This window comes from Pantoea sp. RCC30.1, assembly GCF_058148845.1.
In genome coordinates, this window is the sequence record NZ_JBXUHX010000001.1 from 495,323 (window position 1) to 518,529 (window position 23,207).

Here is a 23,207-nt window from a genome sequence, read left to right on the forward strand (position 1 = left end):
TACTTTGACAGTAAGCGGACAATTAAAGGTTCATCATGATCAATATGCAACGGCTCGAAATCTTTGTGGCGGTGGTCGAAGCCGGCAGTTTTACCGGTGCCGCTCAGACGCTCGGTTTAACTAAAGCCGTTGTGAGTTTTAATATTAAACAGCTGGAAGAGCAGCTGGGTGTCTCGCTACTTATCAGAAGCACCCGACGCGTTTCAGCTACGGATACGGGTGAAAGATTTTATCATCGCTGTCTGCAGCTGCTTCAGGATGCGGAGAGCGCTTTAGAAGAGGTGCGAAGTGATCACTCTGGATTAAGCGGGTCACTCAGGATTACAACTACTCTGGAATATGGCGCTCGTGTGATCGTCCCTGCCCTGGCGGACTTTGCAGTAAAACATCCTCAGTTACGCATCCATCACGTGTCGTCATCAAAAAACGATGATCTGATTGCCGGCCGATTTGATGTGGCGATACGACTTGGCCATCTTGCCGATTCCAGTCACCACGCCCGCCTCATTGATCATTTTGATATCCTGGCCGTCGCTGCACCCTGCTATCTCAATACCCTGAATGAAGCGTCTATCCGGGATCTTTCACAACTCGCGTCAGCAAAATGGATTGCGCATAGCCGATTATCGACACCACTCAGCTGGCAGGTGACCACGCCTGAGGGCGAATCTGTTCTGATGAGCGCAATCCAGCCTGCCATGATCACGGCTGATAGTGCGTCCTCATTGCTGGCTTTTGCTCTAGCCGGTTCTGGGGTGGCGATTCTACCCGTCTGGCTGGTGCAGGATGAGATTGATAAAGGTGGGTTAGTACGTTTGCTGCCCGATCATCAATTTCCCCGACAGGGAATTTACGCGCTTTATCCTAATACTCGTCATGTGTCAGAAAAAGTGCGAGCGTTTATAGATTTCCTTCATGACCGTTTGACGATCGCTAACAGAAAATAAGCGCATCCATTACATTATTTTGAGGGGTTAAAAATTAATTTATTTGCGCTGGTTTTGACCGCATAAAATTTATTATTTAGTATCGGAGGATGATAAATATTTAATATATGATTAATTGCAATCCTCTCTAAATCTATGGGAATCACTTATTTCCCTGCCCTGACAAATACACCTTTTTAATTGGCTTTCATTTTCGAGATTATGTTTATATGATTTGGTTAGTGTTTTAGATTTTTTAAAAACCCGACATCAGCCGGGCTTGCGAAAGTTATTATTCCTTACCGAATCTCATCAATTTTATCCCGCCTTATCTACCATCTCGACCAGGATGGCGACCGGGTTTTCCTCAAAACCTACCGATACTGTCATATTGGGATCCTGGCCAACCCAGCAATCTCTATTTTTATTGCACATTTCTGTTTTTTTAAACCCGTTTTTTTCCAGCCAGGCATTAATTTTCAACGGATCCGTTGTGCCAAAAAAATCACTTGATGAATCAGTGCGGGATTGGGTCCGGACACATTGCTATAATGGAAGCTGTAGACGTTACTCACACGAGGCATATTTTTTAGCAATGACGGAGTATAAAAATTATATTCTCGCTTATCTTTTTCCGTGTAATTAGCACCGTCAGAGAACTCCATACTGAGATATTGCAAACCATAATAAAGACCAATTACACAGACTATCAGAACGGCCAGCGTAATTTTTAGTGACTTTTTCATACCCGTGGCTCTCCCCTGCCAAAACGGATAAAACCCCGATTAGGGTCAACAATACCGACATCTTCAGATGTCCACCTGTTATAGGGCGTGACGGTATACTCATCTTTATCCCCCTTCCATGTGGTGCAGTCATAAGGTATTTGACCGGTATTTCCTTTAACCCTAAAAATAACAATGCTATTTTAGCACGCATTAAAATGAATTTTTATGATGCCAGTACCTACGGTAAGAAAAGCTACCAACTTAATCGGTACGCTTTTTCAGACGAAGGTCGAAGGATTCTGGCCCGAAGATGCGGACTGGCGTGCCCTGATGTCAGAGTCTGCCGTAAAAGGTCATACGCGCGGTTTCTGATAACGCAATATCCGGCTGAGTATTGTAAGCCAGCACGGCCAGCATCCTGATAACCTCGCCTTCAGTTGGGGTCACGCGATGAAGGGAATTTCGGCCGCGAAATAGCACCAGATCTCCGGCATCAATCTCCAGTACGTCAACCGGCTGGCGCTTGTCCAGCACAGCGTCGACCCCTGCGAAGTTCATCTCACCGGCATCGGCATCCCGTAGATCCTTCACATACTGAAACAGCCCGCCCGCCAGTGGTTTTTGTACCAACAAGGTGATAGCAAAGGAGGAGTTGTCGAAGTGCCAGCCCAGCTCCTGTCCGTGAGGCGCGTAGTGCAGGTTGATCGAGGAAAGCGGATCAGCGTAGGGATAGAGCACTTCTTCACCCAGTACATCGCACAGGAAATGCTGGAACAGGGCATCATTATAAAGCTGGCGCAGCGGCGAATCGGCAGCGATCACATCATCCGTAATACAACCTTTGGTGCTGAGCACGTCCCGATTACGCGGGTGATCGGCGGGGAAAGCGTCATCAGGCTTCATCAGATACACATTGTGTTTGCTGCGGGTGTGATAGGCCAGATGACGTTGCGCATTGCCCTCTTCAATGATCGCCTCTAATGCCTGTGGTTTTAAAAACTGACGCAATACCAGGGCGCCGGACTGGTTTAACTGCTCACGACTGCGTTGACGCCAGCCATGATCGGCCAGTGGATGAAGATCGAGACGAACAAGGGAACCAGACATAGCAACAATTCTCACGATGGGCAGGTGTAATGGTACTCTACCTGTCGCCCGCCACGCGGCGTAACGATAAAAACTTACTGCCCTGATAAGGAAGAGTTAATGCCTGCTCAATTGCCAAGGCTGCCAAAAATCAGCGTCATACAGTCATTTAAGGTGGCCGCCGAACTGGGCAGCCTGGCAAAAGCCGCCGCCCAGCTGGCATTAACGCCCGCGGCGGTCAGCCAGCAGATTCGCCAACTGGAGGAGCAACTCGGCAGCGCCCTGTTTTTACGCACGCAGAGCGGAGTCATGCTGACTGAAACCGGAAAAGAGTATCTGCGCTATGTCACCGAGGCCTTTGATATTCTGCACCTCGGTCAGCAAAACATCCGTCATGCGGCCAGCGCGCCAAAACTCACGGTTTACGCATTACCGGCGCTGGCATCGAAATGGTTGTTACCACACCTGGCGAGCTGGCGCGATCATTGTCCGGATATCGATCTCTCGCTACACGGCACGCATTCTCAGGTCAATTTCACCGCGATGCCTGCCGATTTTGTGATCTCCTTTGGTGAAGATCGTTACCCTCAGTTAGACAAGCTTAAGCTGTTTCATGATGACGTGCTGCCTGTAGCCAGCCCGTCTCTGCTGAAACGCTTCACGCCACAAACGGTTCTGAGTCAGGCACCGCTAATCCACCTCGACTGGGGTAATGAAGGAAGGTTCCTGCCGGACTGGCAAAGCTGGTTTCAGGCCAAAGGCATAAACGAACCGCCGCCGCAGCCCGCATTCAGCTTTAATCTGACCTCGCTGGCGATTGATGCGGCTGTCGCGGGTGTGGGACTGCTGCTGGGACAACGACGCCTTATCGCACCGGAACTGGCGCGTGGCGATCTGGTGGTGGTGGATGATCTTTGCCTGCCGCTGAGCAAGCCCTACTTCCTGGCCTGGCCGCAACGTACGCTGAGTCAGCCTGGGAGTGAGGCGATGATCGGCTGGTTAAGCGAACTGGGCGCAAGCTGCTGATAGCCTGCGCCCGGTTCTAAGCCAGCGGGCGCAGCGTCAGACTTTCACTGCGCCATCGGCTCTGATCATCCTCATGCATTATCCTCAACAATGACTGCCACGCGTTGCCCTGCGCGTACAGAGCTGCCTGGCTGCACGCTGACCTGCTGAATAATGCCGTCGCACGGAGCCAGAAGCGGGATCTCCATCTTCATCGACTCCAGTACCACCAGGATATCGCCTTCACGCACCCTGCTTCCCGCCGTCGCCTGCACCTGCCATAGATTGCCAGAAACCGGGCTTTCAACCCCCTGCTCACCTGGCTGCAGCGGTGCGTCGCCGTCTTCATTCACCGCACTTTCCTGACTGTCGAAATGGGCCTGGCCGCTGGCTATCCAGCGATCACGTTCTGCATTGAATGCGCTTTGCTGATGATCGCGAAACTCGCCGATACTCTCCGCTTCACGTACGAGAAAGTCCTGATACTCCGCCAGCCGCAGCGTGCTGTGCTCAATACGCAGCGGATAGCGACCAAGTGGAAAATCGCGACGAATCTGCAGCAGCTCCTCAGCTGAAACCGGATAAAAACGGATCTGATCGAAAAAACGCAGTAGCCAGGGTTTACCGCCAAAATCGGACACTTCGTGATATCGGTTCCACATCTGCAGCGTGCGCCCGACAAACTGATAGCCGCCTGGCCCCTCCATGCCATAAATGCACAGATAAGCACCGCCGATGCCAACCGAGTTTTCCGCCGTCCAGGTGCGGGCCGGGTTGTATTTCGTCGTCACCAGCCGATGGCGGGGATCCAGCGGCGTAGCGACCGGCGCACCGAGATAGACATCGCCCAATCCCATTACCAGATAGCTGGCCTCAAACACGGTGTTCCAGACGGCCTGCTCATCGGGCAGATCGTTTATCCGGCGGATAAATTCAAGATTGCTTGGGCACCAGGGCGCATCCGGACGCACGGTGGTCATATATTTTTCGATGGCTTTTTGACAGGCCGGATCGTCCCAGGAGAGCGGCAGATGCACCACGCGTGTGGGCACCTGCAGATCATCACTCATGCAGACCGTCTCCCACTCACCTCGCACCCACGCCAGCAGAAAGTCGAGCGTCAGTGTTTCCGGCTGGAAGTGGATTTGCAGCGAGCGGATACCCGGTGTGATATCAATAATGCCGTTGCGGGATTGCGTTTCCAGCGCCTGCATTAACGCGTGAATGCGAAAACGCAGCACCAGATCCAGTTCCGGCTCGCCTGCCTCCAGCAGCAGATGGGTATCGCCAGAGAGACGCGCCACCAGGCGTTTAGCTGCTTCACCGCAGGTCATGACGATGGGCGAAGTCAGCGGCGCAGGCTTCCAGTGAATGTCCTGTGGCTGGAGCGTGGCCAGCTCGCGGCTGCGGCCCTCTGCCAGTCGCCGGGCCGTCGGGATATCCACCGCCACAAACACCACTTTGTCACCGGCTTTGAGCTGGCCCAGCTGCCAGAGATCCGCTTCAATGACCGTCACCGGGCAGACAAATCCGCCGAGACTCGGGCCATCCGGCCCCAGGATTACCGGCATATCACCGGTAAAATCGACCGCGCCGATGGCGTAAGGGTTGTCATGAATATTCGATGGATGAAGTCCTGCCTCGCCGCCGCTGTCGCGGGTCCAGATGGGCTTTGGCCCAATCAGACGCACGCCGGTACGACTGGAGTTGAAGTGCACTTCCCATTCTGTGGCAAAGAATGTCGTAATATAGTCCGGCGCAAAGAACTCTGGCGCGCCGTGGGGGCCATAAATCACTCTTAGTGTACGTACTCTGGCGAGGTCTGTGCGAAGTGCAGCAGGCAGTTCTGTTCCGACAGCGCTCGCGGCTTGCGGAGCGAGATGCAGCACATCACCGCTGCGCAGCGCGCGCCCGGCGTGTCCGCCAAACTGGCCGAGGGTAAAGGTGCTTTTACTGCCTAAATAGTCCGGCACCTGGATGCCACCGCTCAGGCAGAGATAGCTTCTGACGCCAGGGCCATTCATCGCGCCCAGCTTCAGCATTGATCCGGCCGGGATCGTAAACACAGAGTCCATCGCCTGTTCAGCGCCATCCAGCGTGACACTCAGCGGCGCGCCACAGATTACCGCCTGAATCCCGGTATTAAATTTCAGGGTGGGTCCGTTAAGAGTAATCTCCAGCGCGGCGGCTCCTTCTGCATTGCCCAGCAGACGGTTGCCGAGACGCAGGGCGCGATCATCCATCGGCCCCGACGGCGGCACACCGACCGCCCAGTATCCCAGACGTCCGGGGTAATCCTGAACGCTGGTCTGGGTTCCGGCACTCAACACCTCAACGGTTGCCGCCTGATAGCCGAGCTGCTCCAGGCTGCGGGTCCAGGGTTCGCCTGCGGTAAAAGGTGCAAAGGCTAATATCTGCAACAGATAAAGGCGGTTGGTTTCAACGCCATAGAGACGGATTTCCGCCAGTGCCTGTGCCAGGGTGGCGATGGCTTCATCGCGTGTGGCGCTGAAAGCAATTGCTTTTGCCAGCATCGGGTCGAAGAATGGCGGGACTTCACATCCCGCTTCCACCCAGCGGTCAATGCGCAGGGTTTCACCGTCGGCTGCCGGGAAATGGACCTCGGTTAATAGTCCGGGCGAAGGCTGGAACTGCCGACCCGGATCTTCCGCATAAATTCGGGCCTGCACGGCATGGCCCCGCGGATTCAGCGTGGCGGTTAAAGCAGTCAGTGAGGGGAGAGCGCCTGCCGCCAGCTCAATCATCCACTGCACCAGATCCACGCCCCAGACCTGCTCCGTCACGCCATGTTCAACCTGCAGGCGCGTATTCACTTCGAGGAAATAGAACTGCTGGGCTGCGCTGTCATAGACAAACTCCACCGTTCCGGCGCTGCGATAGTTGACCGCTTTCCCCAGAGCGACAGCCGCCGAGCAGAGTGCGTCGGCCATACCATCTGGCAGATTTGGCGCAGGGGTTTCTTCAATCACTTTCTGATTCCGCCGCTGTACCGAGCAGTCGCGAACGCCCAGTGCAATTACCTCGCCCTTTCCGTCACCGAAAATCTGCACTTCAAGATGACGGGCGCGTTCGATATATTTTTCGAGAAACACGCCAGCATCGCTGAAGTTGTTCTGACCAAGGCGCTGTACCGTTTCAAACGCGTCTGACAGCTCCCGCGCATCACGACAGACGCGCATACCAATGCCACCGCCGCCCGCCGTGCTTTTTAGCATAACCGGATAGCCAACACACTCTGCGGCGCGTTGAGCCTCGCGGACATCCGCCAGCAGCTCACTACCCTCCAGCAACGGTACACCTTCGGCTTTCGCCAGCGCGCGGGCCGTGTGCTTCAGGCCGAAGGTCCGCAACTGCTGGGGAGTCGGGCCGACAAAAATCAGCCCCGCAGCCTCGCACGCCTCGGCAAAGGCGGCGTTTTCCGAGAGAAAACCGTAGCCAGGATGAATTGCTTTGGCTCCGCTCTGCTGCGCGGCGGCGATGATCTTTTCCGTCACCAGATAGGTTTGTGCGGCTGGGCCCTCGCCCAGGCTCAGCGCCAAATCCGCCTCACGGATATGTAAACTGCTCAGGTCGGCTTCAGAATAGACGGCGACCCCTTTCACCTGCATGGCACGCAGCGTGCGCAGGATGCGACAGGCGATCGCACCGCGATTGGCAATCAATAAGGTATCAAACATAAGCGAACTCTCGGGGATGCGGGTCGTCCCGCAAAATTCGATATTCCCTGGGGTCGTCCCCGGGGCTGACCGGCACAAAATTTGCGACCGGTGCCAGGTTCAGAGGGCTAACTTAGTTCCAGACCAGCACTTCGGCGGGTGTCGGGTTCCAGCCGTTGCAGGGGTTATTCAGCTGCGGACAATTGGAGATCAGCACCATCACGTTACAAGCCGCCACCAGTTCAACGTATTTGCCGGGCGCAGATAACCCGTCCTCAAAGGTCAGACCGCCTTCAGGCGTGACCGGAACGTTCATGAAAAAGTTGATGTTGGCGCCGATATCGCGCTTATGCAGGCGGCCATCGTGCAGGCAGGCGCAAAGGAAGTTATCCCGACAGCTATGCATGTAGCGCTTATCCTGGGCATAGCGCACGGTGTTACTCTCCTGCGAGCAGGCCCCCCCCAGGGTATCGTGGCGGCCACAGGTATCGGCGACGATCGTCAGCAACGGATTGCCGAGATTCGAATAGAGCACGCTGCCGGTGGTCAGATAGACCTTTCCCTGACGACGCAGCGTGCGCTGAGGATCGTAGCGTTCGCGCGGGTTGTCAGTGTTGTAAAACAGGGTATCAATCGCCTGATTACCTTCGAGGTCGAGCAGGCGCAGCGTTTGCCCTTTTTTCACGTCGAACAGCCACGGCTCGCCTGCCGGGATCACGTGGCGATAGACAGCATCTTCAGGACGACGATCAGAGTTAATAAGGGTCATCGCAGTCTCCTTACAGTGCAAAAAGTTGAGTGTTTTGAAACGCGCGCTGGTTTTCACCGCGAGTGACCATCGCATTGCTGACGGCCTGCATATCGTCGGCCTGATACCAGCTCAGCTGGACCGGACGCGGAAGATAGTCCGTGGCGGGATCCTGTGGATGTGGCAGCGCAGTCAGCACCATTAGCACGTCCATGGGCGCGTACAGCTCAACGAAATCCCCCGCACGGCTGTTGTCCGCGCTGAACCCGAAGCGACCCCCCTCATCCACCGTAACCTTGCTGAAAAAGTTGACGACCATCAGCAGGTCTTCCAGGCCCAGATCCCATTTCCCCATCTCAACCAGCAGATTATCCACGCCGTTGCGGTAGAAGCCGTTACGCAACTCCTGATAGCGACCGGCACCGTACTTCTCCTGTGTTTCCTCCGCGTTAAGTACGCCGCCAAACGGATCGTGCCAGCCGCAGCTATCCGCAACGATCGCAGCCATCACGCGGCCCATATCGGAGTAAAAACAGTGGCCGGTGGTCAGGCAGGCGGTGTGCTGGCCTTTCAGGGTATCCGGCAGATTCAGTCGTTCACTTTTCTCGTGCGGATTGAGCATCATCATGCTGACGTTCGCGCCGCCCTCGATGTCGGTCAGGCGCAGAATCTGCCCTTTGCGCAGAATCAGTGAGGTATGCGCTCCGCCAGGCAACTGCTCTTCTCGCAGGCTCGGAGCTGAATGAAAAAGTGCTGTCATTGAGCGATCTCCTTAAGGGAATAAATGTTGTTCTTGCTGCCGGTCGCCAGCTGAGAAAGCCGCGTTTCATTAAGTGGGATGTCGTAAGTGATACGCGCGCCCCACGCATTAGGGGCCTGCGGGTCGATGCGCACTTTGTCGAACACCAGCAGCCGGGTACCCAGATTGAAGCCTTCGGCAAGGTCGTGAGTGACCATAAAGACCGTCATCCGGGTTTCGCTCCAGAGCTGGAGCAGCAGCGCATGCATATCTTTGCGGATGCCGGGGTCCAGCGCGCCAAACGGCTCATCCAGCAGCAGCACGCGCGGCTGCATCACAAATGCCTGAGCAATCGCCAGCCGCTGCTGCATCCCGCCGGAAAGCTGCGCCGGATATTTATCCAGCGAATGGCCCAGCCCGACTTTCACCAGCATCTGTTTTGCCTGTTCCCGGGCCTGGCGTTTCCTGGTGCCAAACAATCGCCCGGTTAAGGGTGACGCCGGAAGTTCGAGGCCAATGGCGACGTTATCCAGCACGTTAAGATGGGGGAAAACCGAATAGCGTTGAAACACCACGCCACGGCTGCGATCCGGCTCACCGGGCAGCTTTTCGCCATCCAGCGTGATCGCCCCCCGCGTTGGTTTTTCCTGCCCGAGAAGCAGGCGTAAAAACGTCGACTTACCGCAACCGGACGCTCCCACCAGCGAGCAGAACTCGCCCTCTTTCACCTGCAGATTGATGCGTTCCAGCACCACGTGGTCGCCATACTCCTGCCAGATATTTTTGATATCGATAAAACTCATTCCCGGCCTCCTTCCGCCCAGGGGAAACAGGCTTTGTGCAACTGACGCAGCGCGAGATCCATCAGCCACGCCAGCAACGTGATCCAGATGACGTAAGGAATGATCACATCCATCGCCATATAGCGACGCACCAGGAAAATGCGATAACCCAGTCCGGCGGTAGCGGAAATGGCTTCGGCTGAGATCAGAAACAGCCATGCGGAGCCAAGCAGCAGACGCAGCGAGGTGATCAGCCGCGATAAGAGCTGCGGAAGTACTACCCGCAGCACCACCGTCCAGCTATTCGCCCCCAGGGTTTGCGCTTTGATGAACAACTCCGCAGGGATCTCCCGCGCCCGATGTTCCAGATCGCGCGCCAGCATTGGCGTAATGCCGATGACGATAAGCATCACTTTTGATAGTTCATCCAGCCCAAATACGATAAAAAGCATCGGCAGCAACGCCAGCGGCGGGATCATCGACACCACGGTCATGAACGGTGACAGCGCGGCGCGGGTCATCGGGAAGACGCCCGCAGCCACACCGATGCAGAGACCGATTAGCGATGAGATCACGAGGCCGGTCAGCAGACGGCTTAAGCTAATCCACGTATCCGCCCACAGCAGATATTCCCCGCTGCGCTTGTCAGGGGTAAACGCCATCCGGTCGATGGCCGCGATCATCTGCGACAGACCGGGCAGCAGTTTGTCCTGTGGATTAGCCTCCAGACGCACCGCCGAACTGATAAACCAGACGGCGATCAGCAACACAAACGGTAACAGCATCAGCGTCAGGCGCATTCCCTGCCGGGGATAGCGGTTGATGTGGCGCATGGCAAAAACTCCTGGGATCGGTGATTAGAGCTTGCCCGCAGCGGCCATCTTCAGATAGCTGTCGTCAAAGCGCAGTTTGATATTTGCTTTATCGCCGACGGTGACATTGCCAGGGAAACTCATGCCGATGAAGTCAGCGCTTTGTGCGCCATCGCCCAGTAATCCTTTATCAAAGGAGAACGCGGCTACACGCTGCATGGTTTTCGCAATATCGGGGGAAGCGACAAAGGTCTGGGTTTCGGCGGGGGTCCAGAACAGGTGGGTGGTTTTCAGCTGCGCCTTGTAACCCGCGAGATCAGTACCGGAATCGGCAGCCATTGCGCTCAGCGCCTGCGTATCCCCGGCCTGCATTTTTGCCATCATCTCAAACCAGGCTCCGGTCAGCGCCTTGCCAAGTGCGGGATTGTCTTTCAGGGTGTCGGTATTCACCACCATCATGTCAATCAGCTCGCCCGGCACAGCCGATGAGCTGAACACTTCGGTAGTTTGTGGCGTCTTTTTGATGACCGAAAGTTGCGGGTTCCAGGCCACGGCCGCTTTAACATTGCTGGTTCCGAAGGCTGAAACGATATCGGCATCGGAGGTGTTCACGACTTTGACATCTTTTTCCTGCAGTCCGGCCTTCTCAAGACCCCGTACCAGAAGGTAATGAGAAACCGACAGCGCAGGCAGATAGACCGACATGCCCTTCAGATCGCTGAGTTTCTTATTTTCCCCTTTCAGGACTACGCCGTCGTTACCATCGGAATAGCTGCCGGTGATCAGCGCTGTCGAGTCAACGCCACCTGCCGCAGGAATGGTCAGCGCATCCATATTGGTCATGGTGCAGCCGTCGAACTGTCCGGCGGTGTACTGGTTGATCGACTCGATATAGTCATTGAGCTGGGTGATATGGATCCTGATGCCATATTTGCTGGCCCATTTATCAATGATCTTCTCATTGCTGATGGTGCCCCACGGCATCCAGCCCGCGTAGATGGTCCAGCAGATATTGAACTCTTTTTTGACTGCGGCGGAAGATGGCGTGCTGACCAGCAGCGCAAGAGACATAACGAGTATCAGGAGTGGTGATTTCTTCATGGTTGACCTCTGGTTGGCACAAAAAAACGGGAGCAGCGCAAGACACCAGATGGTGCCGCTGTCTCCCGGGCTTTTGTCCCGCCGTGTAACCTCGCAGAGGTCGCCAGCTCTCGGACCAGACATTCACCTGCGTGAACCGGAACCCTAGCCAGCTATTTGCTATCAGTTGTGTCGAACGCTGCTTACTGTTCAGACTTCAGCAAATGGCGTGCCAGAAATTAAAATCATAATAATCAATTAAATAGCGGTGACAGGATTAATAAGGCACCGGGATGGTGAGCCAGCAATGGGCGTTGCACATAATCAGTGCCGTGACGCCCGTCACTAATCGCTATATAATTATGTGTATAACGATTTTTGAGGATAAGTAATGAAGCACTTCTGGCAGGCATGCACACTCGGTTTACTGATTCTCCTTCCGCTCACTTCGCAGGCATCGCGCCAGATTACCGATCAGATTGGCCGTCAGGTCACGATTCCAGACCACGTCGATCGCATTGTGGTGCTTCAGCATCAGACGCTCAACCTGCTGGTGCAGATGAACGCCACCGATAAAATCGTCGGTGTGATGGCGAACTGGAAGCAGCAGCTCGGCGACAGTTATGCCCGCCTGGCTCCCGAGCTGAACCAGAAAGCCACGCTGGGCGATCTGACGCATGTCGATCCTGAAAAACTGGTGGCGCTGCATCCGCAGGTGGTCTTTGTTACCCACTACGCGCCGCATGAGATGATCGACAGCATTACCGCGCTGGGGATTCCTGTCGTGGCTATCTCACTGCGTCATGACCAGCCGGGTGAAAAGGCCAAAATGAATCCGACCCTTGATGACGAGGAGATGGCTTACGACAAAGGGCTGCGTGAAGGCATTACGCTGATTGGTGAGATTGTCAATAAACCCGCAGAAGCTAAAGCGCTGATTGAGGCCACCGATCAGGGCCGCAAAATTGTCAGTGACCGCCTGAAGGATACTCCGCCGGAGAAACGTATTCGTGCCTATATGGCCAATCCGGAACTGACCACTTATGGCTCAGGGAAATATACCGGCCTGATGATGCTACATGCGGGTGCGGTCAACGTCGCCGCGGCGACCGTGCAAGGATTTAAAACCGTGTCGATGGAGCAGGTGATCGCCTGGGATCCGCAGGTGATTTTTGTGCAGGCTCGCTATCCCTCTGTCGTTAATGAAATCAACAGCTCACCGCAATGGCAGGCGATTGACGCGGTTAAAAATCATCGCGTCTGGCTGATGCCGGACTACGCCAAAGCCTGGGGTTATCCGATGCCGGAAGCGATGGGGGTTGGCGAATTGTGGATGGCGAAAAAACTCTATCCGCAGAAGTTTCAGGATGTGGACATGAACAAGCTGGCTAACAACTGGTATCAGCGCTTCTATCGCACCACTTATCAGGGGCCCGAATAATGCGCGTACTGGCGGCGGGTAGCCTGAAAACAGTCTGGCCGGCGTTGATGGCGCACTTCAAGGAGCCGGTCAATGCCCGCTTTGGCCCCGCAGGTCTGCTGCGCGAACAGATTGAAGCCGGTGAGCCCTGCGATCTCTTTGCTTCCGCCAGTGAGGCACATCCGCAGAAACTGCTGGCTGCAGGGCGGGCACTGGCGATCATCTCCTTTGCGACCAATAAGCTCTGCATCACGGTGCGCAGCGATCGGCTGCAGGCGGGAGATGACTGGTGTCAGCTGCTCACCCGTGACTCGCTGCGGATCGCAACCTCCACGCCAGCCGCCGATCCGTCGGGAGATTACGCGCAGGTACTTTTCTCCCGGATGGGCCTGGCGGGTAAAGAGGTGCGACAGCGTGCAATCCCGCTGGTGGGCGGACGTGACTCAGCAGCGATTCCCGCAGGCAGGCTCGCGGCCGAATGGATTATTACCACGGATCAGGCGGATCTGTTTATCGGCTATGCCAGCTATCGGGGAGCCCTGAGTCAGATTGCCGGGCTGACAGTCGTTGATATCCCGGAGGCTGTTAACCCTGTTGCGCGCTATGCCTGTGCAGTTATCACGCCAGAGGCGGGACGGCTGGCGGCGTTTCTAAGATCGGAACAGGCAAAAGCAGTTCTTGGAGGAGCGGGGTTTGGTTGTGAATTTTAGTTATGAATAATGTGCGCCCCGCTATTCCGGGGCGCAGAAAAGCGGATCAAAGCTGAGTAAAATCGACCCCTAACTTATGACTGATGTGTTCCGCCTGTTCGATGGCCCTGTCACCCTCGCCTGTCAGAACAACAGCAATCGCGAAGGCGAAATCAAATGCCGCGCCCAGATCCTGCCCGCTCAGCAGATTACCCTCTTTCACCACTGACGCATTAACGTAAACGCCATCGGTAACACCTTCTGATGAAGTGCCGGAACTGACATAGCGACGCCCTTTTAACAGCCCATGTGGTGCCAGCACTCGTGCTGCTGCGGAGCAGATGGGGCAGATCAGGCGATCCGCCTCATCATGACGGCGAATAAAATCGATGACCGCAGCATTTACCGACAGATTCTCACTGCCGTCGGGGCCGCCAGGCACAATCACCGCATCAAACAGTTGGTCGCGATGCATCTCCAGCAGCTCATCGGCGACCAGCTTCATCTGATGATAACTGGCCACCTCCCGATAAGGCTGGCAGGCCAGGGTCGTCACGCGAACGCCCAGCCGTGAAAGGATATCAAGCGTAATGATGGCTTCAGCTTCTTCAAAGCCAGGTGCGAGCAATAAGGCAACGTTCTTATCCATGAAAAATCCTTTTTATATTGATGTGGATGAAGCAGAGGTCCTTTGATCCTGGGCTGTGCTCGCTCACGTGTTACTGATCAGAATCAAATCCGGCGGGGTTTACTAAAGGGCTGAATCACGGCAGCGGGAGACACTGCCGAGAGGCGTCATGATTTAAAACTCTTCAGGTTCGCCCGGCAGTGGTTCGGTCAGTTCCTGCCCTTTTACACCGGCATAGGTGATCACCAGTTCGGCAGGCTCATCCAGGGTATAGCCCCGATGCGCGCTGTTGACCGTTTCATTGAGGGCTTCACCCGCATGGAAAGTACGCTGCTCGCCGCTCTCTTTATCCTCAACAATCAGGGTGCCGGAGAGAATAAACGCCGCATTCGGCATCGGATGAGTGTGCCAGGGCAATGAAGTGTGGGCAGGCAGTGACAGCCGCATAACCGTAATTTCCGGTTCGCCAGTGGGATAGGCTTCGATAATTTCACCATTCCAGGCCTGGCTGCTGCGCATAACTTCAACTGCGTTGATCCCGCTATCTTGCTTCGACATGGTTAATCCCTGTAAATATTCAATAGAAAGCCAGTAATGACTGATTAGTAAGCGTAGAATAAAATTACGTTGCTGCTTAATGGGATTATTGGACGGAAATATCCGCCAGCAAACCCGCAACAGGCGCAGAGAATTATTGAGCAGACCGGCTCACTGGTTAATTAATGTTCGAAATCAGCGTTGTAGTTATAAGATATATTCCTCAGTCAGTACGCAACCTGTGTGTTCTGTATTATCTTTGAAGCCATCAACCACCTGAGGGATTTCTGATAATGAAAGGTCTGTTTACGGCATTACTCGCCAGTTCTGTTTTATTATTATCCGCCTGTTCAAAAGATGACGATAACAAAGTTAAAGTTGCGATTAATACCGGGCCCGATGAAGCGATCTGGCAGGTGGTTCAGCAGGTTGCTAAAGATAAATACAAGCTCGATGTCGAAGTGCTTAACTTCAATGATTACGTGCTGCCTAATGAAGCGCTGAATAACAAAGAAGTCGATGCTAACGCCTTCCAGAGCCTGCCGTATCTTGAGTCACAGTCTAAAGAGCGCGGCTATAAGTTTGCGGTAGTGGGTAAAACCTTCGTCTTCCCGATTGCGGCTTATTCGCACAAAATCAAAAACATCAGTGAGCTGCAGAATGGTGCCACTATCACCATCTCTAACGAAGCCACCACGCTAGGACGCAGCCTGCTGCTGCTGCAGGCGCAGGGTCTGATTAAACTGAAAGACGGTGTGGGTTATTTACCGACCTCGCTGGATATCATCGAAAATCCAAAAAATCTGAAGCTGGTTGAAGTGGACACCCCACAGCTGACCCGCACGTTAGATGATCCAAACGTCAGCCTGTCAATCATTAATACCAACTTCTCGGCTCAGGCTGGATTATCAGCACACCGCGATGGCTTATTTATGGAAAGTGCCTCGTCGCCTTATGTGAATGCACTGGTATCACGTGAAGATAATAAAGACAGCGATAAAATTCAGAAGCTGAAGGCTGCGCTGCAGTCACCGGAAGTCGCGGCGAAAGCGGAAGAAGTCTACAAAGGGGATGCGATTAAAGGCTGGTAATCCGCCCATTAATCGATCCTGAACGATCAAAAAAGGCCGCACTCAGTTGCGGCCTTTTTTATTTCTGCGTTTTCTGCCTGTGCTTACCCATCAGCATTCCCTAAAAGTCCAGAGACGCAATTACGCGGCTGCGCCTTTGGGCTGAGCAGAGAGATGCCCAGCCCACAGGCTGGCGACCCATTTCACCCCTTTTGAAGTGAAGCGCGCCTGAGAGAATGCGTGCTGGTTTTCGCCTGTGCCGGTATGCAGCGTAAAGTAGCCGGCCTGCAGATGGTAGTGCTGCGGCGTCAGGGTTCCTTTGGCGCGATACATAATGTTGCGCTCCAGCAGGAACTGGCGGAATTCTGGCTCTTTCACTTTCAGCATTTTGCAGAGCTGGCGAAAGCCAAGGCAATCATCGACCTCGACGAAGTTATCAAAGAATGCCGCCTTGGGAGCCGAGAGAGCCAGCTGCTGCTCTGCCGCCTGACGCTGTTCAAACTGCTCAGCCCACGCGCGAGCCGCTTCAGCCGGGTTGGTAAAGTCAGGCAGATGAGTGGTCTTCTCGCGATCCTGCCAGCGATCCAGCACTTCAGCAGTGAAGCCGGGCGACAGGCGAGCCACAGCCAGCAGCGAGTCACGCTTGCTCAGACGATACTCCTGACGCACTTCCCCTTCCCGCTCATAGTCATTCACGATGAGTGGCTGGGAGAGACGCTGAGCCGTCTCCAGACTTTTGATTAACCGCTTCACTTCTCCGTGTGTGATACCTGTCATCTGAGCCAGCTCACGGCTGCTCATTGTGACCGATTGTTCCAGAGACCTGAGGCTTTCAGTCGAAATCATCATGGGTTCACCCCTCACTTACGCTACCAATACCCGGCGGGCAGTCCATTTATTATACAAACAACTGTTCAAATATCCAGTATTTTATTTAAGCAGTGACGTAACTGGAAGCTGTTACGCAAACAGGCTGGTAGAAGGTGGTTTCCCCGGCTGTAGAGTGCGTGTTAAACGCCGCACAGGGGGCGTTGAGTGCCTTTGCTGCAGCATATTGAGGTAATCAGGGCATCTGTTATTTACATATAATCACAATGATGGACACAGACTCTTTACATTACAGTATAGTGAAGGCTGTCAGCAGGTTACTGGCCTGCCAGCCTCACTATTTTTGATTCGGGGTGCAGAGGCGCAATCTGGCCCGCTACCACTGGATGTCATATTTTACAGGAGTAAGTCATGCAGCCGTTGAAAGTCGCCTTTATTAAAGCCAACTGGCACAGCGAAATCGTTTCTCAGGTTCTGACGGGTTTCGAACAGGAACTGGAAAGCCGTGGTGCGACATATGAGATTAAAACATGGGACGTGCCGGGCGCTTTTGAAATGCCGCTACTGGCGCAGCGTCTGGCGCAGACCGGCAACTATGATGCGATTGTCTGTGCGGCACTGGTCGTCGATGGTGGCATCTATCGCCATGATTTCGTCGCTCAGGCGGTGGTCAGTGGTCTGATGCAGGCGCAACTGGCGACCAACGTACCGGTGTTCTCGGTTTCCCTGACGCCACATAATTTTCAGCCATCGGCAGAGTTTATCGACTTCTATACCCAGCACTTCGTGAAGAAAGGTCAGGAAGCGGCGCGTGCCGTCTGCCAGATCCACGCCCTGGAACTCTGATTATCCCGGATGCGGCTCCAGCATCTGCCTGTGCTGTATAAGGAGAGAAAGTTGGAAAACTCACGTCCGCCCTTACCACCTTTTACCCGGCCCGAACAGGCGATTGAAAAAGTCCGGCTGGCTGAGGATGGCTGGAACAGTCGGGATCCTGAGCGCGTCGCGCTGGCCTATTCAGAGGATAGCCAGTGGCGTAATCGCGATACTTTCCTGACCGGCCGGGCAGCAATTGTCGCCTTCCTGCAGCAGAAATGGCAGCGGGAGCAGCAGTATCGGCTGATCAAAGAGTTGTGGAGTTTTGACCAGAACCGGATTGCGGTGCGGTTTGCCTATGAATGGCACGATGAACAACTGCAGTGGTATCGCTCGTATGGAAACGAGAACTGGGCGTTTGATGAGCGGGGATTAATGATGCAGCGCTTTGCCAGCATCAACGACCTGAAAATCAGTGAACGACAGCGGCTGTTTCACTGGCCACAGGGACGGCGCCCTGACAACCACCCTTCACTGAGCGAACTCGGCTTATAACGCAGGCTTGTTCAGCGGAGAGCGCGGCTCTCCGCCGTTATCAACTCAGCCCTGCTCGCCCTTGTTCTCAACAAAGGTCGCTTTGTTGCGCGTGACTGTATAAGCCACCTTTTTGACATCTTCCGGTGATGTGGTCACTTCTACCGGCGCAATGGTCACACGACCCATACCAAACAGCGTTGGCACATAGCCACCAATCTGATGCTTTCCGGCCGGAACATGCAGCAGCATGCTTTCGCCGTTGGGCAGTCTGCCGGCGTCTTTACCATCTACAGTCAGGAACACACTGGAGCCATCATCTGCGCGGGTCTTGATGTGTGAAACATCAATCTGTGTTGGGCCAGCAGCAAATTCATTTTGTGCATCGCTGGTGGCATTTTTCTTCGCGCAGCCGGTCAGCACAGCAGCAACCGTCACAACGGCGAGAGTATAACGATAACGCATTGGGCACTCTTTCTCCTGATCATCAGAACCCGCTATTTTAGCGATTTGTCGGGCGGATGTAAGAGGGAGACGAGTCGGCATGCTCTTAAAAAGGGTAAAACAGTGCTGTTTTCCGTGTCTGTTTGCGTAAAGAATCTTTACTGAATAAATACACAGCCTTTTTATTGTCCTGTTACAAACCGTTAACCTGCTGATCGGCATCAGTTTAGACGATGACATTCGCGAATAAGCGTAGCGTCACGTGTGCTGTTCAGGGCTTTTCACCAACTTTTAGCCTATTAATTGGCGATTATAAGGTTCATAATGATTTTTCATCCCCGGTTAATCCCGGCGGCTATTCCCTCTACAGAGGGCACGAGATGCAAATTCATAATACCGAAACTGTCTGTGCGATAACCGGCACCCATCCCGCTAACCTGAAGCGCTGGATGAAGCAGGGTTTACTGACGCCACAGCAGAACCCGGATGACTGGAGTGATGATCACCTCAGCGAAATCCGTATCCTGGTGGGCTTAACGGCCACAGGCGCAACGCTGGACGAGATCAAAGCGTGCCAGCAGGCTGCATCAGCGGTCACGACCTATGGCTGGGCGGCGCGCAAAGGTGACATGCTCTGGCAACTGGAATTTGGCACACCGCTGTCGCTTTCACGTCAGATGCACAATATGTCCAGCAACTACAGCGGTGATGATTTCATCATTAATCTGCTGCGGCCGCTGAGTGTCTGGCTTAATGCCGATCACCGCCGGGGATCGTCGCAACGCCTTGAGCGTTTTGAGCAATCCGTTAAGCAGCAGGCTGACAAAGTGATGCGCGTTTCATCGCGTAACGAATCCGCGATACCTCTGTTCCTTGAAGCGGTGAGCGTGCTCGATAAAACAGAAATCTGGCTTGAAGCGATTCGTCTCACCGCGATGGGCTTTAATGTTGCGGTTGATTCGCGTGCGAGCGGACTGCCTGCCATAAAAACTGAACTCCATCAGCATCATGTAATGTGGTGTGGTGCCGGGATCAGTCAGCAGATGCAGGACTATTTCGAACAGCAGAGTCAGGATGGTCATCCTGTGATGCTAAGTGGCCCTGATCGCAACCTGCATTATTCGCACTCTGACGCCTCCAGCGCTGCCTGATAGCAGGCAGCTTCTTCTTTTTTCCCGCTCTTCCACTCCAGTAAATATTTTTTTCCGTTAAGAATCTCTTAAGGTGACTGCGTATACTGGCGCCTCAACCCTGACTCATTGACGAGACTACGATGAAAAAAACTTTACTGACCCTCAGCCTTTGCCTGTTACCCCTGACCTTCACTGCTGCTCATGCAGCGTCTGCCCTGACCGGTTGTGCTGCCAAAAAGCAGGAGATTGAGACCCAGCTCTCTTTTGCCCGCCAGCACAATAATACCCATCAGGTTGCCGGCCTTGAGACCGCCCTTCGCGAAGTGGATCAGAACTGCACCGAAGGCAGCCTGTTAAAGCAGCGCCAGGAAAAAGTTGCTGAGAAAAAGTTTAAGGTGCAGGAACGCGAACAGGAACTGGCAAAAGCGAAAGCGGAAGGACGCAGTGCCAGCAAGATTCAGAAGCGCGAAGAGAAACTGGCAGACGCTCGCCAGGAGCTGAAAGAAGCCGAGCACGCTCTTCGTCAGTAATCGTTCCGGGCCAGCCCGCTGCGTTGGCCCGCTATTTACCCACCTCCCACCTATTACTGTCCCCTCTTTTCTAAATCACTGATTAGCCTGCGCAATTCCCGTTCAATCCATTACTTCAGGTAATCCTTTGATTACTTATTCTCATGCACTGAACGGGGGCGTCAAAGTCAATCAGGTAGCGATCAATTATTTAACTTTTTGAACATCTTCAAAGAATTGAAAGATAGCGATATTTCCGTGATATGCAGTTAATAAGCACTTCGGGCGCATCTTTATTCGTCTCAGAGGGGGCATTTCACCTGATCTATTCACTTTCAATGCCCCAAAACAGGGCATCACTGCACTTAAACGGGGCAGGTGCACCATCATATTTGTTTCAGAAGTGTTAGATTATGTCTGCGCAAGATAATGCGCTCACCTTCCACGGCTCCACCCAATAAATGACTTCATTAAGAAAGGTTTTTTATGGATAAGTTATCTTATGCGTCTGAAAGCAGCACATCTGCCTGGTCCACCTACTTACAGCAAATCGACCGGGTTGCGCCTTATCTGGGCGATCTTTCACGTTGGATAGATACTTTGCGTCATCCAAAACGTGCGTTGATTGTTGATATTCCTCTCCAGATGGATGATGGCTCAATTCGCCATTTCGAAGGCTATCGCGTTCAGCACAACCTTTCGCGCGGCCCAGGTAAAGGCGGTATTCGCTATCATCCGGCTGTCGACCTGAATGAAGTCATGGCGCTTTCCGCGTGGATGACCATCAAATGTGCAGCGGTTAACCTGCCTTACGGTGGTGCTAAGGGCGGCATTCGTGTCGATCCTTTCAAACTCTCCGATGGTGAACTTGAGCGGCTGACTCGTCGTTATACCAGCGAGATAGGCATCATCATTGGACCGCAAAAAGATATTCCGGCGCCAGACGTTGGCACAAATAGCAAAGTGATGGCGTGGATGATGGACACCTACTCCATGAACCACGGCACAACGATTACCGGCGTGGTTACCGGCAAACCTATTCACCTGGGCGGTTCACTGGGCCGCGAAAAAGCCACCGGCCGTGGGGTGTTTATCACTGGCCGTGAAGTGGCTCGTCGTTCAGGTATTGAAATCGAAGGCGCCCGCGTGGCGGTTCAGGGTTTCGGTAACGTCGGCAGCGAAGCAGCACGCCTGTTTAATGAGGCGGGCGCTCGTGTGGTGGTGATTCAGGACCATACGGCAACGATTTATAATTCAGATGGCATTGATATGGCCGCGCTGACCGAATGGCAGATCGCCCACAAGCAGATTGCCGGTTTCCCTGGTGCGCAGAGCATTGATAAAGAGGCGTTCTGGACCACTGAGATGGATATCCTGATACCGGCCGCGCTGGAAGGTCAGATTACCCGCGAGCGTGCAGAGATCCTGAGCTGCAAAATCGTACTGGAAGGCGCAAACGGCCCGACCTATCCGGATGCCGATGACATGCTGGCAACGCGCGGCATCATCGTGGTGCCGGACGTGGTCTGTAATGCCGGCGGCGTGACCGTCAGCTACTTCGAATGGGTTCAGGACATGGCGAGCTTCTTCTGGAGTGAAGATGAGATTAATCGTCGCTCCGATAAGATTATGACCGAGGCGATGGTCCATATCTGGGATAAGTCGAAGGAGAAAGATTGCTCGCTGCGCACCGCGGCCTATATCGTGGCCTGTGAGCGAATCCTGATGGCGCGTAAAGATCGCGGTATCTACCCGGGTTGATGCCTGTGGCGCTGTTGCCTGCAACAGCGCCCTTTCCCTCATCTATTTCATCAGTACCTGAAACTTCGGGTTAAACTCATCAAAAATTGGTAAGGCGGCTGCACCCAGCGCAGCGGTATCGCTACCGGTCATGCCAGTCTTAAGTCGCATATCAAATAGATACCGTCCCCGCACCGACTGATAAAGTGGCGGCAACCGTTCAACCATCTGCTCCAGCAACGGCGCAGGCATCATCCCGCCAATGATTACCGCTTCCGCATCAAACACCGACTCCAGAATATTGATCGCCTGACGCAACGGCGTCATTACGCTCTCTATCCACGCAGTGAAACGCGCGGGTTCAATCTGCAGCAGATCTTCAGGCAGCGCGCGCATCGGATCGAGCCCGCAGAATTCATAGGCGGCCTGCAGCGAGACATAACGTTCCAGACAGCCCTGATTACCGCAGTAACAGTCGCGACCACCCGGCTCCACCACGATGTGACCAATCTCACCGGCATTATGAGCGTGACCGGTATAGATGTGGCCATCGGTGAAGATCCCCGCGCCCAGGCCGGTGCCGATGTAGAGATAAATAAAGGAGTTAAGGTGGCGTGCCATACCATGAAAGCGTTCGCCGATGGCGGCCACTGTGGCGTCGTTTTCCAGCGTCACCGGCAGGCCGCTAAGGGTGGCGAGTTCCGCCTCAATATCGATCTGCTCCCAGCCGTTCAGCGTGGTCGGACCGACAGATGAGATTCCCTCGACGCCAAAAGGTCCCGGCATCACCACGCCAATCCCCAGGACTTTATGCCACTGAGCGCCGAGGAAGGCGCGCATCTCCTCCAGCACACCTGCAATGCACGCCAGGGTGGCAGCGGGCTGAGGCTTTTGCACCAGAACGAGGCGGCGGAAATGCACTTCGCCGCTGAGATCGACCAGCACCAGTAGCAGCGTCTGGTGATCAAGATGAATGCCGATCGACCAGGCACTGGTGGGATTGAGCGTAACCGGAATCGACGGCTGACCGCGCCCGCTGCGGCGTGGCTGGCGGCTGGTCAGCAGTTCGGCCTGCTCAAGCTCCGCCACGATATTTGAGACGGTCTGCGGCGTCAGCGCCGTCATACGGGCCAGTTCGGCACGGGTCAGCTCACCGTGCAGGCGAATGGCTTCAATCACCACACGCCGGTTATGCGCCCGCGCATGTTCAAGGTTGGTACCCGAGGTTTTCATGTTGTTTTCCATTACAGCGGGACCCGACAGTATTCGTCCCCAG

General features: G+C 54.4%; 23 protein-coding genes and 1 riboswitch. Of the genes, 10 read left to right on the forward strand and 13 right to left on the reverse strand.

All coding sequences use genetic code 11. The annotated features are described in order from the left end of the window. Window positions 1–35: 35 nt before the first annotated feature. On the forward strand, window positions 36–947 hold the full coding sequence (locus AC2LB6_RS02320) for a LysR family transcriptional regulator (protein ID WP_490092256.1): 912 nt from the start codon (window positions 36–38) through the stop codon (window positions 945–947). Window positions 948–1,244: 297 nt separating this feature from the next. Here AC2LB6_RS02320 and AC2LB6_RS02325 read toward each other — a convergent pair whose 3' ends face one another. Further along, window positions 1,245–1,409: a hypothetical protein gene (locus AC2LB6_RS02325; protein ID WP_490092257.1), complete on the reverse strand. Its 165-nt coding sequence runs from the start codon at window positions 1,407–1,409 to the stop codon at window positions 1,245–1,247. Between the two features lie 578 nt (window positions 1,410–1,987). Next, entirely contained in the window at window positions 1,988–2,761 is a 774-nt protein-coding gene (locus AC2LB6_RS02330) for a HalD/BesD family halogenase (protein ID WP_490092258.1), read from the reverse strand. 99 nt (window positions 2,762–2,860) lie between these two features. Here AC2LB6_RS02330 and AC2LB6_RS02335 point away from each other — a divergent pair, with 99 nt between their 5' ends. Continuing rightward, window positions 2,861–3,766 carry a LysR substrate-binding domain-containing protein gene (locus tag AC2LB6_RS02335; protein WP_490092259.1) on the forward strand — a complete coding sequence of 302 codons (906 nt, stop codon included), beginning with the start codon at window positions 2,861–2,863 and terminating at the stop codon, window positions 3,764–3,766. Between the two features lie 71 nt (window positions 3,767–3,837). Here AC2LB6_RS02335 and uca read toward each other — a convergent pair whose 3' ends face one another. The 6 genes from uca to AC2LB6_RS02365 form a co-directional block, all read right to left on the reverse strand. Beyond that, on the reverse strand, window positions 3,838–7,443 hold the full coding sequence (gene uca / locus AC2LB6_RS02340; protein ID WP_490092260.1) for an urea carboxylase: 3,606 nt from the start codon (window positions 7,441–7,443) through the stop codon (window positions 3,838–3,840). Window positions 7,444–7,555: 112 nt separating this feature from the next. Continuing rightward, window positions 7,556–8,191 carry an urea amidolyase associated protein UAAP2 gene (locus tag AC2LB6_RS02345; protein WP_490092261.1) on the reverse strand — a complete coding sequence of 212 codons (636 nt, stop codon included), beginning with the start codon at window positions 8,189–8,191 and terminating at the stop codon, window positions 7,556–7,558. Window positions 8,192–8,201: 10 nt separating this feature from the next. Beyond that, window positions 8,202–8,930, reverse strand: coding sequence for an urea amidolyase associated protein UAAP1 (locus AC2LB6_RS02350; RefSeq protein WP_490092262.1), 729 nt, complete (start codon window positions 8,928–8,930; stop codon window positions 8,202–8,204). Then, entirely contained in the window at window positions 8,927–9,712 is a 786-nt protein-coding gene (locus AC2LB6_RS02355; protein ID WP_490092263.1) for an ABC transporter ATP-binding protein, read from the reverse strand. Before AC2LB6_RS02355 ends, AC2LB6_RS02350 begins: the two co-directional genes overlap by 4 nt. Continuing rightward, complete coding sequence (locus AC2LB6_RS02360) at window positions 9,709–10,524, reverse strand: ABC transporter permease (protein ID WP_090965396.1); 816 nt, start codon at window positions 10,522–10,524, stop codon at window positions 9,709–9,711. The genes AC2LB6_RS02355 and AC2LB6_RS02360 overlap by 4 nt, the downstream gene beginning before the upstream one ends. A gap of 24 nt (window positions 10,525–10,548) precedes the next feature. Next, entirely contained in the window at window positions 10,549–11,604 is a 1,056-nt protein-coding gene (locus tag AC2LB6_RS02365; RefSeq protein WP_490092264.1) for a putative urea ABC transporter substrate-binding protein, read from the reverse strand. Window positions 11,605–11,664: 60 nt separating this feature from the next. Further along, window positions 11,665–11,763, reverse strand: a riboswitch (guanidine-I (ykkC/yxkD leader). 211 nt (window positions 11,764–11,974) lie between these two features. Here AC2LB6_RS02365 and AC2LB6_RS02370 point away from each other — a divergent pair. After that, window positions 11,975–13,024 (forward strand): ABC transporter substrate-binding protein, encoded by a 1,050-nt coding sequence (locus tag AC2LB6_RS02370; protein ID WP_490092265.1) that lies wholly within the window; start codon window positions 11,975–11,977, stop codon window positions 13,022–13,024. Beyond that, on the forward strand, window positions 13,024–13,713 hold the full coding sequence (locus AC2LB6_RS02375) for a molybdate ABC transporter substrate-binding protein (RefSeq protein WP_490092266.1): 690 nt from the start codon (window positions 13,024–13,026) through the stop codon (window positions 13,711–13,713). Before AC2LB6_RS02370 ends, AC2LB6_RS02375 begins: the two co-directional genes overlap by 1 nt. 46 nt (window positions 13,714–13,759) lie before the next feature. Here the strand turns inward: AC2LB6_RS02375 and AC2LB6_RS02380 are convergent, their stop codons facing one another. Continuing rightward, window positions 13,760–14,341, reverse strand: a complete 582-nt coding sequence (locus tag AC2LB6_RS02380) for a DJ-1/PfpI family protein (protein ID WP_490092267.1) — start codon at window positions 14,339–14,341, stop codon at window positions 13,760–13,762. Between the two features lie 153 nt (window positions 14,342–14,494). Then, complete coding sequence (locus AC2LB6_RS02385; protein WP_490092268.1) at window positions 14,495–14,878, reverse strand: cupin domain-containing protein; 384 nt, start codon at window positions 14,876–14,878, stop codon at window positions 14,495–14,497. Between the two features lie 272 nt (window positions 14,879–15,150). Here AC2LB6_RS02385 and AC2LB6_RS02390 point away from each other — a divergent pair, with 272 nt between their 5' ends. Continuing rightward, entirely contained in the window at window positions 15,151–15,948 is a 798-nt protein-coding gene (locus tag AC2LB6_RS02390) for a MetQ/NlpA family ABC transporter substrate-binding protein (protein WP_162303273.1), read from the forward strand. Window positions 15,949–16,068: 120 nt separating this feature from the next. On the opposite strand, the gene AC2LB6_RS02395 is transcribed toward AC2LB6_RS02390, so the two are convergent. Continuing rightward, a complete protein-coding gene (locus tag AC2LB6_RS02395) occupies window positions 16,069–16,776 on the reverse strand; it encodes a phage antirepressor KilAC domain-containing protein (protein WP_090965384.1) in 708 nt (235 codons plus the stop codon). Between the two features lie 390 nt (window positions 16,777–17,166). On the opposite strand from AC2LB6_RS02395, the gene AC2LB6_RS02400 reads away from it, so the two are divergent. Continuing rightward, window positions 17,167–17,601: a 6,7-dimethyl-8-ribityllumazine synthase gene (locus AC2LB6_RS02400; protein WP_490092269.1), complete on the forward strand. Its 435-nt coding sequence runs from the start codon at window positions 17,167–17,169 to the stop codon at window positions 17,599–17,601. Between the two features lie 51 nt (window positions 17,602–17,652). Next, window positions 17,653–18,126 (forward strand): nuclear transport factor 2 family protein, encoded by a 474-nt coding sequence (locus AC2LB6_RS02405; protein ID WP_490092270.1) that lies wholly within the window; start codon window positions 17,653–17,655, stop codon window positions 18,124–18,126. Between the two features lie 45 nt (window positions 18,127–18,171). Here the strand turns inward: AC2LB6_RS02405 and AC2LB6_RS02410 are convergent, their stop codons facing one another. Next, window positions 18,172–18,570, reverse strand: coding sequence for a hypothetical protein (locus AC2LB6_RS02410; protein WP_490092271.1), 399 nt, complete (start codon window positions 18,568–18,570; stop codon window positions 18,172–18,174). A gap of 359 nt (window positions 18,571–18,929) precedes the next feature. Between AC2LB6_RS02410 and AC2LB6_RS02415 the strand changes: the two genes are divergently transcribed. From AC2LB6_RS02415 to AC2LB6_RS02425, 3 genes are all read left to right on the forward strand, one after another. Beyond that, window positions 18,930–19,700 carry a MerR family transcriptional regulator gene (locus tag AC2LB6_RS02415; RefSeq protein WP_490092272.1) on the forward strand — a complete coding sequence of 257 codons (771 nt, stop codon included), beginning with the start codon at window positions 18,930–18,932 and terminating at the stop codon, window positions 19,698–19,700. Window positions 19,701–19,822: 122 nt separating this feature from the next. Further along, on the forward strand, window positions 19,823–20,212 hold the full coding sequence (locus AC2LB6_RS02420) for a DUF1090 domain-containing protein (RefSeq protein WP_490092273.1): 390 nt from the start codon (window positions 19,823–19,825) through the stop codon (window positions 20,210–20,212). A gap of 465 nt (window positions 20,213–20,677) precedes the next feature. Further along, the gene (locus tag AC2LB6_RS02425; protein WP_490092274.1) at window positions 20,678–21,952 is read left to right on the forward strand and encodes a Glu/Leu/Phe/Val family dehydrogenase; all 1,275 of its coding nucleotides are present in this window, start codon (window positions 20,678–20,680) and stop codon (window positions 21,950–21,952) included. 42 nt (window positions 21,953–21,994) lie between these two features. Here AC2LB6_RS02425 and AC2LB6_RS02430 read toward each other — a convergent pair whose 3' ends face one another. Then, window positions 21,995–23,164, reverse strand: a complete 1,170-nt coding sequence (locus AC2LB6_RS02430) for an ROK family transcriptional regulator (RefSeq protein ID WP_490092275.1) — start codon at window positions 23,162–23,164, stop codon at window positions 21,995–21,997. Between the last annotated feature and the right edge of the window lie 43 nt (window positions 23,165–23,207).